Origin of the sequence: Mucilaginibacter lutimaris (assembly GCF_042676625.1) — a bacterium.
Classification (GTDB): Bacteria; Bacteroidota; Bacteroidia; order Sphingobacteriales; family Sphingobacteriaceae; genus Mucilaginibacter; species Mucilaginibacter lutimaris.
Window position 1 is genome coordinate 286,073 of record NZ_JBHTIA010000013.1, and the last position, 14,902, is coordinate 300,974.

Genomic DNA, 14,902 nt, shown 5'->3' on the forward strand with positions numbered 1-14,902 from the left:
TCCTTTAGGTTAACAACTCTAAGCAAAAAATTCACCTAAAACTCATTTAAACATAGGTTTAATTATTGCCTGGCAACTAATTCCGCATAACACATGGTTAACAAGATGCATTTAAGGCAAACAACAGCTATTTATATGAAACCGCACTTTGCAGGCATGTTAAAACCTATCCGCAACAATTTGCCACAGCCAAAATTTACATAAAAACCGCAGGGATGTTTATGGCTTAAACTCAATTTGCCCGGGCTGGGCCGCAACTATTTCGGGGCGGTTTTTGTGCATCTCGAAAACGCCGGTAACACACATGGTCTTTCCCTTCAAATTAGCCCAGTCTAACGTTATTTTATTGCCTTTTACGGCAATGGTGTACTTTTGGTTTGGATAATTGCCACCCATATTAATAAGCGTTAGTGTATCGCTAAATATTTTTACAGATGATACAACATCACACAAGGTTTTAGTTTTACCGAGGTTAGCTTTAAACTCTTCGGCACTAAAGGTTTGCGCTGATGTTTTAAGCGAGAAAGCAGCTAAAACAACAAAAAGAATGAATATTTTTTTCATGCTACAATATATATCAATAATTACAATGCCGCATATATAAAGTTTGAAAACTCTACGGTTATGTGTATGCAATTATGAGAATGTATTGTTAGTTGATGCGCATTTAACTATATTTACCTTATGATAATATAGCAATTAGTGGTAACTGCTCTGTTATTTACCTGAAATTATTAAACTACATCTTGATGCCTGACCTTTTAAGTACAAACAGGCTTGCAAAACTGGTTTTATTGGCGCTGTTGCTCTCCGCAAAGCTATCTGTTGCTCAAATAACCAAAGTAAATGAGTTGCAAGCACGGCTTAAACAAACCATGCCGGATACAGCGCGCTTAAGCTTACTTGTAAAACTTGCAAGCGCGTACTCCAGCGTCGATCCTCAAAAAAAATTCTACTACGCGAATGTTTATAAAACACTCGCCCAAAAGTTAAACAACCAGGAACTTGTTGCCGATGCCTATGTGCAAATGGGGATCTCATATGGCATCCGCAGTAAAATAGACAGTGCACTTTATTACTTTAACCTGGGGTACGATCATGCCCAAAAATATGAATGTAAGTTAACCGCCGCCCGTGCTATGGCAAATATAGGGTTTGCTTATAACCGGTTAGGTGACCCGCGCGAGGCTATAAATAATTACTTTAAAGCGTTGGCTATTTATAAAGAGAAAAAATATCCGCTTGGCGCTAATCAATGCTACACTAACATCGGCTCTATCTATTATGATATGGACCGTACCGATATTGCCCGCACTTATTTTAACCAGGCACTATCTGGCTATATCATCAGTAAAAATGAAATGGGCATTGCCTCTGCAGTATACTCAGTAGGCAACTGTTACCTGGCCGAACATAAAAACGAAGAGGCTATTGTTCATTTTAATCGCAGCCTGGCCATTCGCCAAAAACTTGGGGACCTGAATGGTATAGGCCTTGCCCGCATGGGACTTGGCAGGGCGTTTACACAACAAATGAAGTATACCGACGCCTTGACCAATCTTGATAGTGCATTGGCAAATATGCGTGTGCTTGGCGATAAATACATCGAAGCAAACGTGTTAAACTCTATCGCCGATGCTTACAACGGCAGCAAACAATATGATAAAGCCATTGATAACGCCTTGCAAGCTCTTGTCTTAGCCCGCACTATAAAAGCTAAGGGCGTTGCCAACGAAGCGATGGAAAAACTGGTGATTTCCTACAAAAATAAAGGCGACCTTAAAAACGCCCTCGAGTATCAAACCCAATATGTGCTTACTAAAGATAGCCTGCAGGAAGAAAAAACCTTAAAGGACATTACCCTGATAGAGATGAGCCGGGTGCGGAGCGAAAACGCGGGACTGGAAAAAAGCAACCAGGACATATCGGCACAAAATTCTGATTACCTGGTAAGATTAAACAAGTACACCGCCGTAATTATTGCCACCTCGGTTATACTGCTATCTGCTATATTATTTTTATGGATCCTGTACCGCCGTAATAAAAGCAAACAGGCCACTAACCGATTGCTTGTTAAACAAAAAGAAGAAATAGCCGCCATAAATCAGGAACTGGCTATGCTTAACAAGGAAATAAACGCGCAAATGGAGTTATCTACCGCGCAGAATATTGAGTTGGAAAGGCTTAACAATGTTAAAAATAAATTCTTCTCCATCATATCGCATGACCTGCGCAGCCCGTTAAGCACACTGCAAAACCTGCTGGGTATTTACCGCGAGGGTGATATTGGCGAAAAAGAACTTGGCGAATTACTGGTAAGGCTGGAGGATACCATTCTCACAACCGGCGAATTTTTAGATAACTTGTTAGAATGGTCTAAAAACCAGTTGGACGGCATGCAGGTAAACCCAGTTAAGTTTGATATAAGCAATAGCATTAACCAAAATATCAACCTGTTTAAAAGCAACATCGCGTTAAAACAACTTATGGTAAGCAACCTGGCCCCTGCCGATGTGATGGCTTACGCGGATAGGGATATGATCAATTTGATCATCCGTAACCTGCTATCTAACAGTATTAAATTTTGCAACGTTGGCGATAAAATCACCTTTAATGCAGCAGTAAAAGGCAACCGCACTATAGTAACCATTACAGATAATGGCCCCGGCATAAGCGCCGAGGAGGGCGAGAAACTGTTTAACCTGGGCCACATTCTAAGCACCGGCACCCAAGGCGAAAAGGGCAACCATCTCGGCTTGATACTCTGCAAGGATATGGTAAACCAAAATAAAGGAGAAATAGGGTTTGAGAGCAAGGTTGGCGAAGGCACTACCTTTTGGTTTGAGCTACCTGCTGATAAGATATAGGTTATTTTAACACAAAGCCCCTTAGCATCAACTAAGGGGCTTTGTGTTATGCTCTCGAGCGATTCCGCCCCTGCTCAATAAAGGCTTTAATTTCTTTCACATCGCTTTTGCTGAAGCCATGTGCTTCTACCTTGTTACCGCTGTGATAAAACCTGATGGTTGAGTAACCTATAAGCGGTGTATCAATCTCCACTGCCGATATGCTGTCGTAAGCGATGGTAGTGGTGTCGCCGCTAAACAGGCCGGGTATTTTAATGGTAATGCCGTTCTCTTCGGTTATGATCTCTGCCGGGAATATCTTGTTACCTTCCGACAGGCGCGATGCTACGTATTTCATTTATTATGGGGTTTTTAATTGTATATAATACGGTGCAATATAGGTATTAGTATATATGTAACCACATTAGCGATTGCCGCCAGTAATAAAGCGTTTAAACGCCAGGCTATCACCTTTAAAAATATCAAAATCTACTGTATGATTTATGCCGTTTACCCGTCCCGTTTCCGAGTGCTGCCAGAACTTCCAGTTGGTGCGCGGGCTAACATCCAGCTTATCGCGGTTATAGTGTGCTATCCACAGCGGGTAATCGTCAAAATATCCGGCCAGGTAATCCCTGTAAAAGCTGATGCCGGTGTAAATAATGGGCGTTTCGCCCGTCTTGTTCTCTACGTAAAGTAAAAACTCCTGCAACTCTTTACGCATGGCTGCCGGTGTTTTGCCATCCAGCCTCTCTACATCTGCAACTGGTGGCAGGCCCCCGCTTTCAATAGACGAATTTTGAACGAAGAACCTCCCCTGCCATAATCCGCTTTTTTTAGGGCGGAAGAAATGATACGCGCCACAGGCGATACCCGCGTTCTTAGCCTCTTTCCAGTTACGTTTAAAGTATGGGTCCACAGTAAGCAGGCCCTCGGTAGCTTTGATGAACGCGAAACGGATGCGCACGCCATCCTCTTCCATGGCAGCTACTTTTGGCCAGTTTATTTTACCCTGGGCGTAGGATACATCAATGCCGTGAACCTCGTAATTTGATGGTATTTTAATGCCGAAATTTTTATAGGTGCGGTAGTTATTATCCTGCCCAATATCTTTTACCCACCGCCATGTGTACGATATGGTTTTAATGATGTAAGGATAGTAAAACGGAGATAAAAGCAACAAAGAAGCCAATGCAATGAGGTAATATTTTGAACGCGAAGGCGCCTTGCTTTTCTTTTTCCTGGCTACAGGTTTCCGCTTAACAGTTGAGGTGGTTTTCTTTTTAACAGGCACGCTCAAAAGTAAGTATTTTGAGTAAGCGGGGCCGGGTAAATCCAAACAAAGCCATGTGTGGGAATGTTAATGCTCTATGAGCAAGAAACACCAAACCATCCCCAACGAGCCGGAGGAAATGCCGGTTAAAAAGGATGCTCCTGAAATACAACAACCAAACGACCCGAAAACGCCGGAAGTGCCCGAAGAAAGCCCTGATGAAATACCGGATGAATTGCCACCTGAAAAGGGGAATAATTAATTATTTGGTTTACTTTTTTGATTATGCCTAACTTCCCGTTTTACTATTGAAAGATATTTGCGCGTTATTGCTCTCTGTTCCCGCGTTCCTTTTTTGAGTGTTTCATTTATTTCATCACGGAATGCCCGTACAAAAAGCTTATCGTTACCCATATCGCTAAAACAAGCTATCTTTTGATCGCTTAAATCTTCAAGTGATGTCCTATAGCTGGACACCTCCCTTTTGTATTTATGGAGTTTATTGTCCCAAATGTAATTTACACCTTTTTCACCCTTTACTATTGAAACCTCTTCATTTGAACACCAACCGCAATCGCCGTTGTTTATGGGGCCGGCAAAAAAATTATAATTATACATAACCCAAATATCATCATTCCTCCCTCCTCTAAAACTAAATTTGGATGATACCGTTTGATTAAGATTTAACCCCCAACCTACTATATGCGCATCGTTTACAATATCGAGGCAGGGATACACTGTGTTGTTAATTAATTTATAAAAGCTATACCCATCCTCGTAAACGCCCGAACCACGGTTATACACCTTTCTAACACAAAATGTTTTATTTTTTGAAGAGCTATTCCCTACATAAAGTTCCGGGCTTGAATAGAACATATAGAAATCTTCGAGGTAAAGTAAATACCAGGTGGGCCCAATTTTTTTAATAACAGCTATTGAAGGATAATTTTCGTCCCAGGCTAACAGACATATCAATTCGCTCGTCCCATCACTATCTAAGTCCGCAAAGAGAGGGCTAAAGAAACCAGACGCTGTCTTATTTATCTTCTCATCAAAATCGGGGATAAATAAAGAATCTGGTTTTAAAAATCCGTCAAACTCTCTTAGCAAAATCGCATTGTTATCCTTAAAATTATATCGTTGAACTTTTTTGATCCAGTTAGATGGGATCTTTATTTTAAGATGATGTCTACGCTCGTGTTTTGTTAACGAGTGCCCAAAAGCGCTGGCATAAACTGCCATTATTAATAAAACAGATATAAAGAGGCGAAACATAAAGGTTCAGATTAGACCTTATAAATATAATCAACTGCAAAAAAAATCACCTTATTAAAGTACAAAATACTCGCCGCTCAATCATCCGATGTAGTTCTTGGATGATATGCTTCAATTTTATCGGCCAGTAAGTGTAGAATCTCCTCTTCCACATGGCCGGGGTTTTGGCAAATGTGCAGAAGGTGGTGTGCATCAGGTTCAAAACTGGCTACATAAACGCCATTTTCAAATACCCGGTACTTGCATCGCCCGTCTTCATGGTGCGGATATTCCCCAATTTCGAATTGATGTGTTTCAGTATCTTTTGTAACCGCTATCTGATAACTTTCCATGTGTTTATAACTATTTAAAAACCCATTTGTTTATTTATAAACAAGGCACGCATTTTGTATTATCCTCACCATGAACGGACTATAAAAGATTGCAGCAATGATGACCTCGGATAAATTTAACGCTTTAGGATACCACGAAAAAACAGAAGCTGTTTTAAACGGTACATTTTTAGCCGACCGCCTTAACGATCATCATTACATCAGGCTTTATAACCTCGACAACTTTTATGTGGAAGTTTTTTTTGACGACCGCAGCCACCTCATTACACATTTCCGCGCTTTTGAACATACCCTTTTTGTATTACCCTACCTGGACGACCTGCAAATTGCGGTTTAGCGTTACCGGTTACCAAGCGCATGCTTACTTCAATGTTATTTTACTTCGTTTAAAAATTACGGCCCATTTTTCTAAGAACAAAGGCGACAATGCTGCCTCTTTAATAGCCACAAAGTTTATAAACAATGCCGACCTACCCTGTATTACATAATAGAGTTGCGACTCGGGCTTAGTACTATCTATAAATGACGGCGACTGGATCTTAAACATGATCCAGTTGTAACCGTTGGTCTGGCTTTGTTCAATAACCATCAGTTTGGCATCTTTAGCACGCTTTTTCATTTGAGCCAGAAGTACCGGAGGTATTTGGGCAAGCGGCTTCTTTGCACCCTTTAGCACCAGCATCGACCCTATGATAGACCAGTTTTGCAAAGTTTGGTTCGCGGGGATTATCTCTACCATTTGCTGGGTAGCCGTTTGCTGGTTAGAGCCAATTTTCCAATGGTATTCCGTTGGCCAAAATATCTTTAAAACTTCCTGCTTAGTCTGCGCATGCAAAGCAAAGGCTATTAAGCATAGTGCAGCGAATACTAATATCTTTTTCATACAATACTTGTTAAAGTCATTTCACCTCACCTAAATGGCTATACATTTACTTGTAACGGTTTATTTTACAACGCATTCCTTGTTATCCTGTTTGTAATATTTAAAGGTTTATGAAGGCTTAATAATTAGCGAAGAAAAAAAACCTTTATAATTTTGTTAATTACTAATATATTTTATTTCGCAACAATAGTGGTTCCTGTTGGTTATACAAATAATGGATTATAACTTATACCACTACCAGGAACGCGACCTGAACAACATATTTGATAAACTTAAAGATGCGGAGCCCAACTACCGCTTGCTATACCAACTGCCCACCGGCGGGGGTAAAACAAGGGTATTTTCGGCCATTGCCGATCGTTTTTTGAAAACTTATCATAAAAAGGTTATTGTACTAACCCACCGGCTGGAGCTTTGTACCCAAACTTCGCTTACGTTAAAAAAGCTTGGCATTAACAACAAGGTAATTAACAGTACGGTAAAAAAGATAGCACGTAACACCGGGCAAAACTGCTATGTGGCCATGGTAGAAACTTTGAAGAACCGAATCCGCGACGGACTCATTCGTACAGAAGATATTGGTTTGGTTATAATTGACGAGGCGCATCACAATTCCTTTCAGAAACTGCTTAGTAAGTTTCAACACGCGCGCGTTATTGGGGTTACGGCTACTCCCCTTAGCTCGGACATTAACCTGCCTATGCGCAAGTTTTATAATGAACTTATTACCGGCGAAAGCATTAGCGACCTCATAAGCCAGGGATATTTGGCCAAACCTACCAACTGGCGTTACGATGTAGAATTGAATACACTAAAAACGGGCATCCACGGCGATTTTACGGTAAGTACTTCAGACGAGTTGTACTCCTCCCCTGCCATGCTCGACCTATTGTTGCATGCTTACGAAGCGCATTCCAAAAACAAAAAAACACTGATATTTAATAACGGCATATTTACCTCGCGCAACGTTTGCAAATTGTTTGAAGATGCAGGCTACCCTGCGCGCCACCTGGATAACCAAACCCCGCTTGCCGAACGCCTTGCTATTTTAAAATGGTTTAAACAGACCAAAGGTGCCATACTTAGCTCGGTATCTATCCTTACCACCGGCTTTGACGAGCCAACCGTGCAAACTGTTATTTTAAACAGGGCTACCACCTCCCTCACCCTATATCATCAAATGATAGGCCGCGGATCGAGGAGGCTGCCGCAAAAGAAAACCTTTTCTATTATTGACCTGGGTAATAATACCGACCGCTTTGGCGAATGGCATGCGCCTGTTGCCTGGGATGAAGTATTTCACCATCCGGAAGCGTTTTATGAGGTATTTAGCGCAAGGGCCACGCAAGAGGCGCACAGTATGCCGTCTGATTCGCGCGCGAAATTCCCTAACAGCCTCGAAATTGCCTTTGATGTGCAGCAAGCCTATGATGATGCTATCGCGAACGGGCAAAAAGCTAAAACTGTTATGCGCGATTCTATTAAACAACACGTACATATGTGTGTAGAAAACGCGACCTCGGTTACCGAAGCCATGGAGCTTACCGAAGAACTGCAAAAAGAGATCGTCTGGCGGGTTAAACAATACACTAAATGCCTTGGCAAAGTAACCAAAAACTACCGCGACTGGCTGATAGAAGACTATAATAACAAACTAAAAGTACTGGTGCAAAAAATTATGCAACGCAGGCAGGTGCAAAAAATGGCCGTGTAAAGCATTTAAAAGAAGGGCCTTTTGTACATATTATTTAAAATCATCTTTAAATGCTTGCCGGTGCTTAATTCCCCATTCGGCAAGGTTGCTGATAATGGTTTGTAAGGTTTTGCCGTACTCGGTTAACTGGTAATGAACAGATACGGGCTGCGTATCCAAAACTGTGCGCTTTATTAGCTTGTTAGTTTCCAGTTCCTTTAACTCTTTGCTCAGCATTTTATTTGAAATGCCGTTTACATCATTCAAAATGTCCGAAAACCTCCTTTTGTTATTATAGCAGATAGAGGAGATAATATTTATTTTCCATTTGCCGCTCAGCACGTCCATTGCGTCATGCACGGCCAGTAATTCCTTTTTGTGTTCTGCAACACACGCGTTGTTAGCCATAAGTTACTTTGTTACCCAAAAGTTACTGTTACTTTTTGTTACAAAGTAACTAAAATAAATATACATCTCTAATTTTGCATTAAATAAAATATATCAAAATGGATTTTAAAAACAAAAACGTAGTTATCACGGGCGGGACCACAGGCATTGGGTTAGCTACAGCAAAAGCATTTATAAACTCGGGTGCAACCGTTTGGATAACAGGCCGCAAAGCCGAAAATTTAGATAAGGCATCGGCAGAGATCAACAACCCCAATTTAAAACCAGTGGTATCTGATACATCAAATTTGGCAGGCATTGCTGTTTTGGAAAAGGCAATTGCCGAAAGCGGCAGCAAGTTAGATGTATTGTTCCTGAATGCGGGCATAGCGGTATTTGCGCCAATTGAACAGGTAACCGAGGCCGATTTCGACGCACAATTTAACACTAATGTAAAAGGCCACTTTTTTACGCTACAAAAACTGCTGCCGTATTTGGTAAATGGTTCATCAGTATTGTTCACTTCTTCAACAGTGGCAACAGCTTCAAACCTGGGTACAAGTGTGTACTCTGCCACTAAAGGCGCGTTAAATAAGGTTGCACAGATAGCGGCTAATGAATTGGCAGAAAGAAAGATACGCGTTAACATTGTTAGCCCGGGCCCTGTACAAACACCCGGTTTAGAATACGCCGTACCTGCCGAAGCAAAAGCCTATTTAGCTTCTGCCACCGCTTTACAACGATTGGGCGATGCCGATGAAATTGCTAAAACAGTATTGTTCCTGGCATCTGACGATGCAAGTTTTATTACCGGTACCGAATTAGTTGCCGACGGTGGCTACCTTAACTATGGGTTGAAATAACCAGCGACCATAAATGAAGTAAACAAAGCCTAAATTCAGACAATAAAAAAGCCTTCAAGGTTATGCACTTGAAGGCTTTTTAGCTTGTGATCTCATCAGGATTCGAACCTGAGACCGACAGATTAGAAATCTGTTGCTCTATCCAGCTGAGCTATGAGACCATCGCGTATTTTTCGCGGTGCAAATATGCTAAAAATGGTTTGAAAAGGCAATAGTTAAATTCAAAACTATGTATCTGCCGCCCTTCATTAACATTACACGCCTAATTAAGTCACCTGTCCGTATCCAATTTATACAGGTCTTAATTTGCAGTACTTCCGGCAGGCATAACCTTAATATGATCATTAATTATATTTTATTGTCACAAAAAACACCACTCATTATTTTTTGTTAAAATATTACATATAATTGCATTCAGTTATAAACCTATGCTGAACTAATAATATAGTGCATTATATGTTAAACTGACACGTAATATTTTATGATTTAACTTATTAATTAGCATTTTTGCCCGAATTATTTTTTTGGTAAAAATGCTAAGTATTGTACACATATACACATATTTAACTTTGCATTTACAACGATTTTACTTTTTAAAGTTAGGAAGTGTTTTTTTTACAATAAGTTAATCATACTTTTAACCAATTTTTTTTCTAAAACTTATTTTATGATCATAATTGCTGACGGTGGCTCCACCAAAACAAACTGGTGTTTAGTTACCGAAGATGGTAAAAAGGTGTATTTTAACACCGAGGGCTACAACCCATATTTTTCAGGCACAGATTACATCATTCAATCGTTGAACGAGAGCCTGCCTACCGATCTTGAGAAAGACAATATTACCGAGGTAAATTATTACGGCGCAGGCTGTTCTACCCCCGAGATGCGCAAGATCGTAGAGGATGCCATGTCGGCAGTATTTACAAAATCTAAAGTTTACATTGGCCACGACCTGCTTGCTGCAGCCCGCGCCCTGCTTGGCAACAACGAGGGTTTTGCAGCTATTTTAGGCACGGGTACCAATACCTGCCTTTACGATGGTAAAGAAGTGGTAAACAATATCGACTCGGGTGCTTACATCCTTGGTGATGAAGGCAGTGGTTGCCATATTGGTAAAAAATTATTGGTTGATTACCTGCGTGGTTACATGCCGGAGGCCGTACGCAAAAACTTTTGGGATACTTTTAAGCTTACGCCCGATGACATTAACGAAATTGTTTACACGCAACCACGTGCAAACCGTTTCTGCGCAAGCTTTAGCAAATTTGTTTATGACAACATTGTAAACATCGAGTATTCACGCAATCTGGTACGTACCTCGTTCGAAGATTTCTTTAAGAACCTGGTTACGCATTACCCCGATTATCAAAAATATACCTTTAACTGTATAGGCTCTGTAGGTTACAACTTCCGCAATGTGCTGGAAGAAGTTTGTACCGAAAATGGCATGACGGTTGGCAACATTATCCGCTCGCCTATAGACAACCTGGTTAAGTACCACTTAGAGTTGGCGCCAAGCCAATTGTAAGAGAGTAAAGAAGTCAAGACATAAGAATCAAGACTTATTGTAATTACAAAGCCCTATCGAAAACGATAGGGCTTTTTTTGTGCATTCACATTTTTTTATCTTGATTCCTGATTCTTAATCTCCTGAATCCTTTATTACTTGTCAAGGTTAAGATCGTTCTGGAAGATCTTCGTGTACTTTCTACGGTCGAATTTATACAGTTTGGCAGCGCGGTACGATACGCCCTTTTGTTTTTCATCCAGCTCTTTCAAAAATCCGTAGCTCAGCATTTTCTTGCGAAAGTTACGTTTGTCCAGCTTTTTATTCAGCACCGCTTCATAAAGCGACTGTAGTTGGGTAAGCGTAAATTTCTCGGGCAAAAGTTCAAAAGCTATGGGCTGGTAGTTTAGCCTGCGGCGAATTTTGTTAAAGCCTGTTTCAAATATTTCGCTGTGGTCAAACGCAAGTTTAGGCAATTCGTTTACGGGGTGCCAAAAAGCGCTTTTGGCATATTGTGTAACGGGTTTTACTTCCTTTTGGCCATTAATACGTATCAACGCGTAGTAGGCAACCGTAATAACGCGGCCCTGGGGGTGGCGGTCAACTTCGCCAAAGGTATGAAACTGCTGCATGTGCAAGTCGCGCAGGCCCGTTAGCTCATATAAGATACGCTCTGCAGCGTCGTCAATACTCTCATCTTGCTCAACAATATATCCGGGCAGTGCAAGCCAATCCTTAAAAGGTTCTTCGTTTCTTTCTATTAATAATATCTTAAGCTCACCGGCTTCAAAACCAAATATGACACAGTCTATAGAAAAAACTGAGTTAAATGTAGGTAACTTTACTTCCAAGGGAAAAATGTATTTAGGTTAATTGTGCTTAAATATATTGCTAAATTTTTAATGTAAAAATAAATAAATAAATTTAATGGTGTAAATTTGACACACTATATTCGCACCTACAAATTTACCTAAGTAAATAATGCAAAAAATTTCTAAGATAGCAGTTCTTACTTCGGGCGGCGATGCGCCAGGCATGAACCCGTGTATAAGGGCTGTTGTACGTACCGCAATATATAATGGCCTGCAGGTTGCAGGGATACGCCAGGGCTACCAGGGGCTTATTGATAACAATATGTATGATATGAACACCCGCTCGGTTAGTAATATTTTAAACCTTGGTGGTACCATACTTAAAACAGCACGTTGTTTACCCTTCCGTACCGATGAGGGCATGGAGATAGCTTACCAAAATGCAAAAGCAGCCGGTATAGACGGGCTTGTGGTTATTGGTGGCGATGGTACATTTACCGGTGCGCTGCGCTTCTCTAAAAAATACCCGGATATAGCCGTTATTGGCGTACCCGGCACTATTGATAACGACCTTTACGGCTCAACCTACACTTTAGGTTTTGATACCGCTACCAATACCGTTATAGAGGCTATTGATAAGATACGCGATACTGCCGATGCGCACGACCGGCTGTTCTTTATAGAAGTTATGGGCCGCGATTCGGGCGCTATTGCACTGCGTGCCGGTATCTCTTGCGGTGCCGAGGCTATTTTACTGCCCGAGCGCGATACCGCTATTGAGCACCTGATTGAAAACCTGAAGGCGGGCCAGTATAATAAAAAATCATCAAGCATTGTGATAGTGGCCGAGGGCGATAAGAGCGGCGGCGCTTATGACCTTGCCGAAGTTGTTAGAAAACAGATAAAGTTTTACGATATAAAAGTTACTATATTAGGCCACTTGCAGCGCGGCGGAAGCCCATCGGCATTTGACCGTATTTTGGGAAGCCGTTTAGGTTTTGCAGCTGTTAACGCCATGATTAATGGCGAAACACAAAAAATGGTGGGGCTTGAAGCTAACCATATAAAATTAACAAGCCTTGAAGAGGCCTTAACCCAGCATCAGTTTAAGTTAGAGGACGACCTGATGCAGATGGCAGATATATTATCAATTTAATGATTGCAGTTGTTTATAGTGGATCTAATAATGCCGGCTGGCGATTAGCCGATAAGGGAAGAACGGTTGCCTCGTTCAATACCAACGCTATTAATCCCTATTTTAACGACGAAAAGCACATATTACAACTACTCAATAAAAACATAAACCTTATACACCACGCCGAAGGGATAAAACGCATCTACTTTTTTGGCGCGGGCGCATCGTCTGACGAGTTGAAGCAGGTTGTTTATAACGCGTTCGCTGCTTTTTTTAAATTCGCTAAAATTACCGTTGGGCACGATATTGAAGCCGCGGCCATAGCCTGCTGCCGCAACACACCAGGCATAGTAAGCATCTGCGGAAGCGGAAGCAACGCCGCCTGGTACGACGGCAAAAAAGTAACACCTAACAATTATGGTTTAGGATACATACTTGCCGACGAAGGATCTGGCAACTGGCTGGGCAGGCAATTGATAAAAGGCTTTATGAACGAAACGCTGCCGGCAAACATCCGCAAAAAATTTGTGCAGAAATACGATGCCGACCGTAAGACACTCCTTGAAAAGGTGTATCGCCAAAAGCAGCCGGCCTTGTTCCTGAGCTCGTTCAGCGAATTTTTTCTGGAGAATAAACAAGACCCTTATATAAAAAACGTTATAACTACAGGCTTTAGCAAACTGATACAAACTTACCTGGTACCTCTGAATAAACAGCACCCGGGAGCTTCTGTACACTTTGCCGGATCGGTAGCTGCCAACTTTCAGGATTATCTTTACGAAACAGCCGAAGGCACCGGCATTACTATAGCGGATATTATAAAAGAACCCATAAACCATTTATTGACGTATTATTCAAACAAAAATTAGAAAATCATGAAAATAGGAATCAACGGCTTTGGCCGTATCGGTCGCTTAGCTTTTAGGGCCGCAATTGAAAGACCAGATGTTGAAGTTGTAGGTATTAACGATTTAGTTGAGCCTGATTACATGGCTTACATGTTAAAATACGACTCTACCCACGGCCAGTTCAAAGGCACCATAGCTGTAGAAGGCGGTCACCTGGTAGTAAACGGTAAAACTATCCGCGTAACTGCCGAGAAAGACCCTGCAAACCTTAAATGGAATGAAGTAGGTGCAGAAGTTATTATTGAGTCTACCGGTTTATTTTTAACCATAGATACTGCACAAAAACATATTGATGCCGGCGCTAAAAAAGTGGTTATGAGCGCACCTGCAAAGGATGATACCCCTACATTTGTAATGGGTGTAAACCACAAACAGTTAAAAGCCGAGCAAACTATCGTATCAAACGCGTCATGTACTACTAACTGTTTAGCACCAATCGCTAAAGTGTTAGATGATAAATTTGGTATCGAAGAAGGTTTAATGAGCACCATCCACGCGGTAACTGCTACCCAAAAAACAGTTGACGGCCCGTCGGCTAAAGATTGGAGAGGCGGCCGTGGCGCTTACCAGAACATCATTCCTTCATCAACAGGTGCTGCTAAAGCTGTAGGTTTAGTATTACCTCAGTTAAAAGGTAAATTAACAGGTATGAGCTTCCGTGTTCCGGTTGCCGACGTTTCAGTAGTTGACTTAACAGCGCGCCTTAAAACTCCTGCTACTTACGAGCAAATTAAAGCTGCTATGAAAGAAGCATCTGAAGGCGAATTGAAAGGCATTTTAGGTTACACTGAAGATGAGGTTGTATCTGAAGACTTTAAAGGCGATGCACGTACATCTATTTTTGATGCAAAAGCAGGTATTGCTTTAAGCGACACTTTTGTTAAGGTTGTATCTTGGTACGATAACGAGTGGGGTTACTCAAACAAACTGATTGACCTTGTTCAGGAAGTTGGCAAACTGTAAGTTAAGCTAATCCTGGTATTAAAAC

General features: G+C 41.4%; 17 protein-coding genes and 1 tRNA gene. 9 read left to right on the top strand and 9 right to left on the bottom strand.

Annotated features, from left to right (window positions below):
• Positions 1-219 precede the first annotated feature (219 nt).
• Positions 220-564 carry a hypothetical protein gene (locus ACFQZI_RS19170; RefSeq protein WP_377145389.1) on the bottom strand — a complete coding sequence of 115 codons (345 nt, stop codon included), beginning with the start codon at positions 562-564 and terminating at the stop codon, positions 220-222.
• A gap of 185 nt (positions 565-749) precedes the next feature.
• On the opposite strand from ACFQZI_RS19170, the gene ACFQZI_RS19175 reads away from it, so the two are divergent.
• The gene (locus tag ACFQZI_RS19175; protein WP_377145390.1) at positions 750-2,867 is read left to right on the top strand and encodes a tetratricopeptide repeat-containing sensor histidine kinase; all 2,118 of its coding nucleotides are present in this window, start codon (positions 750-752) and stop codon (positions 2,865-2,867) included.
• Between the two features lie 46 nt (positions 2,868-2,913).
• Here the strand turns inward: ACFQZI_RS19175 and ACFQZI_RS19180 are convergent, their stop codons facing one another.
• The gene (locus tag ACFQZI_RS19180) at positions 2,914-3,204 is read right to left on the bottom strand and encodes a hypothetical protein (protein WP_377145392.1); all 291 of its coding nucleotides are present in this window, start codon (positions 3,202-3,204) and stop codon (positions 2,914-2,916) included.
• Between the two features lie 66 nt (positions 3,205-3,270).
• On the bottom strand, positions 3,271-4,140 hold the full coding sequence (locus tag ACFQZI_RS19185) for a glycoside hydrolase family 25 protein (RefSeq protein WP_377145393.1): 870 nt from the start codon (positions 4,138-4,140) through the stop codon (positions 3,271-3,273).
• 76 nt (positions 4,141-4,216) lie between these two features.
• Here ACFQZI_RS19185 and ACFQZI_RS19190 point away from each other — a divergent pair, with 76 nt between their 5' ends.
• Positions 4,217-4,381, top strand: coding sequence for a hypothetical protein (locus ACFQZI_RS19190; protein ID WP_377145395.1), 165 nt, complete (start codon positions 4,217-4,219; stop codon positions 4,379-4,381).
• On the opposite strand, the gene ACFQZI_RS19195 is transcribed toward ACFQZI_RS19190, so the two are convergent.
• On the bottom strand, positions 4,378-5,229 hold the full coding sequence (locus ACFQZI_RS19195) for a hypothetical protein (protein WP_377145397.1): 852 nt from the start codon (positions 5,227-5,229) through the stop codon (positions 4,378-4,380). The two genes, ACFQZI_RS19190 and ACFQZI_RS19195, sit on opposite strands and share 4 nt — an antisense overlap.
• Before the next feature lie 242 nt (positions 5,230-5,471).
• The gene (locus ACFQZI_RS19200; protein ID WP_377145399.1) at positions 5,472-5,726 is read right to left on the bottom strand and encodes a hypothetical protein; all 255 of its coding nucleotides are present in this window, start codon (positions 5,724-5,726) and stop codon (positions 5,472-5,474) included.
• A 97-nt stretch (positions 5,727-5,823) separates the two neighbouring features.
• Here ACFQZI_RS19200 and ACFQZI_RS19205 point away from each other — a divergent pair, with 97 nt between their 5' ends.
• Positions 5,824-6,063 carry a hypothetical protein gene (locus tag ACFQZI_RS19205; RefSeq protein ID WP_377145401.1) on the top strand — a complete coding sequence of 80 codons (240 nt, stop codon included), beginning with the start codon at positions 5,824-5,826 and terminating at the stop codon, positions 6,061-6,063.
• A gap of 24 nt (positions 6,064-6,087) precedes the next feature.
• Here the strand turns inward: ACFQZI_RS19205 and ACFQZI_RS19210 are convergent, their stop codons facing one another.
• Positions 6,088-6,609 carry a hypothetical protein gene (locus ACFQZI_RS19210; RefSeq protein WP_377145403.1) on the bottom strand — a complete coding sequence of 174 codons (522 nt, stop codon included), beginning with the start codon at positions 6,607-6,609 and terminating at the stop codon, positions 6,088-6,090.
• A 214-nt stretch (positions 6,610-6,823) separates the two neighbouring features.
• Here ACFQZI_RS19210 and ACFQZI_RS19215 point away from each other — a divergent pair, with 214 nt between their 5' ends.
• Positions 6,824-8,323, top strand: coding sequence for a DEAD/DEAH box helicase (locus ACFQZI_RS19215; RefSeq protein ID WP_377145405.1), 1,500 nt, complete (start codon positions 6,824-6,826; stop codon positions 8,321-8,323).
• 30 nt (positions 8,324-8,353) lie between these two features.
• Here ACFQZI_RS19215 and ACFQZI_RS19220 read toward each other — a convergent pair whose 3' ends face one another.
• Positions 8,354-8,710, bottom strand: a complete 357-nt coding sequence (locus tag ACFQZI_RS19220) for a winged helix-turn-helix transcriptional regulator (RefSeq protein WP_377145406.1) — start codon at positions 8,708-8,710, stop codon at positions 8,354-8,356.
• A 98-nt stretch (positions 8,711-8,808) separates the two neighbouring features.
• Between ACFQZI_RS19220 and ACFQZI_RS19225 the strand changes: the two genes are divergently transcribed.
• On the top strand, positions 8,809-9,552 hold the full coding sequence (locus ACFQZI_RS19225; RefSeq protein ID WP_377145408.1) for an SDR family oxidoreductase: 744 nt from the start codon (positions 8,809-8,811) through the stop codon (positions 9,550-9,552).
• Positions 9,553-9,639: 87 nt separating this feature from the next.
• Here the strand turns inward: ACFQZI_RS19225 and ACFQZI_RS19230 are convergent.
• Positions 9,640-9,713 (bottom strand) — tRNA-Arg (locus tag ACFQZI_RS19230).
• Between the two features lie 506 nt (positions 9,714-10,219).
• Here ACFQZI_RS19230 and ACFQZI_RS19235 point away from each other — a divergent pair.
• Positions 10,220-11,080, top strand: a complete 861-nt coding sequence (locus ACFQZI_RS19235) for an N-acetylglucosamine kinase (protein ID WP_377145410.1) — start codon at positions 10,220-10,222, stop codon at positions 11,078-11,080.
• 134 nt (positions 11,081-11,214) lie between these two features.
• Here ACFQZI_RS19235 and ACFQZI_RS19240 read toward each other — a convergent pair whose 3' ends face one another.
• Positions 11,215-11,910 (bottom strand): NUDIX hydrolase, encoded by a 696-nt coding sequence (locus ACFQZI_RS19240; protein ID WP_377145411.1) that lies wholly within the window; start codon positions 11,908-11,910, stop codon positions 11,215-11,217.
• Between the two features lie 130 nt (positions 11,911-12,040).
• On the opposite strand from ACFQZI_RS19240, the gene pfkA reads away from it, so the two are divergent.
• Genes pfkA through gap form a run of 3 tightly spaced genes read left to right on the top strand, consistent with a single transcriptional unit; the run spans position 12,041 to position 14,877 of the window.
• The gene (pfkA, locus tag ACFQZI_RS19245; protein ID WP_377145412.1) at positions 12,041-13,027 is read left to right on the top strand and encodes a 6-phosphofructokinase; all 987 of its coding nucleotides are present in this window, start codon (positions 12,041-12,043) and stop codon (positions 13,025-13,027) included.
• Positions 13,027-13,875: a hypothetical protein gene (locus ACFQZI_RS19250; protein WP_377145414.1), complete on the top strand. Its 849-nt coding sequence runs from the start codon at positions 13,027-13,029 to the stop codon at positions 13,873-13,875. Before pfkA ends, ACFQZI_RS19250 begins: the two co-directional genes overlap by 1 nt.
• 6 nt (positions 13,876-13,881) lie before the next feature.
• Positions 13,882-14,877, top strand: coding sequence for a type I glyceraldehyde-3-phosphate dehydrogenase (gene gap, locus ACFQZI_RS19255; protein ID WP_377145415.1), 996 nt, complete (start codon positions 13,882-13,884; stop codon positions 14,875-14,877).
• Positions 14,878-14,902: the final 25 nt, after the last annotated feature.

Coding starts and splice junctions, on each gene's coding strand:
- ACFQZI_RS19170 (WP_377145389.1), bottom strand. CDS start 564: ATGAAAAAAATATTCATTCTTTTTGTTGTTTTAGCTGCTTTCTCGCTT.
- ACFQZI_RS19175 (WP_377145390.1), top strand. CDS start 750: ATGCCTGACCTTTTAAGTACAAACAGGCTTGCAAAACTGGTTTTATTG.
- ACFQZI_RS19180 (WP_377145392.1), bottom strand. CDS start 3,204: ATGAAATACGTAGCATCGCGCCTGTCGGAAGGTAACAAGATATTCCCG.
- ACFQZI_RS19190 (WP_377145395.1), top strand. CDS start 4,217: ATGAGCAAGAAACACCAAACCATCCCCAACGAGCCGGAGGAAATGCCG.
- ACFQZI_RS19200 (WP_377145399.1), bottom strand. CDS start 5,726: ATGGAAAGTTATCAGATAGCGGTTACAAAAGATACTGAAACACATCAA.
- ACFQZI_RS19205 (WP_377145401.1), top strand. CDS start 5,824: ATGATGACCTCGGATAAATTTAACGCTTTAGGATACCACGAAAAAACA.
- ACFQZI_RS19210 (WP_377145403.1), bottom strand. CDS start 6,609: ATGAAAAAGATATTAGTATTCGCTGCACTATGCTTAATAGCCTTTGCT.
- ACFQZI_RS19215 (WP_377145405.1), top strand. CDS start 6,824: ATGGATTATAACTTATACCACTACCAGGAACGCGACCTGAACAACATA.
- ACFQZI_RS19220 (WP_377145406.1), bottom strand. CDS start 8,710: ATGGCTAACAACGCGTGTGTTGCAGAACACAAAAAGGAATTACTGGCC.
- ACFQZI_RS19225 (WP_377145408.1), top strand. CDS start 8,809: ATGGATTTTAAAAACAAAAACGTAGTTATCACGGGCGGGACCACAGGC.
- ACFQZI_RS19235 (WP_377145410.1), top strand. CDS start 10,220: ATGATCATAATTGCTGACGGTGGCTCCACCAAAACAAACTGGTGTTTA.
- pfkA (WP_377145412.1), top strand. CDS start 12,041: ATGCAAAAAATTTCTAAGATAGCAGTTCTTACTTCGGGCGGCGATGCG.
- ACFQZI_RS19250 (WP_377145414.1), top strand. CDS start 13,027: ATGATTGCAGTTGTTTATAGTGGATCTAATAATGCCGGCTGGCGATTA.
- gap (WP_377145415.1), top strand. CDS start 13,882: ATGAAAATAGGAATCAACGGCTTTGGCCGTATCGGTCGCTTAGCTTTT.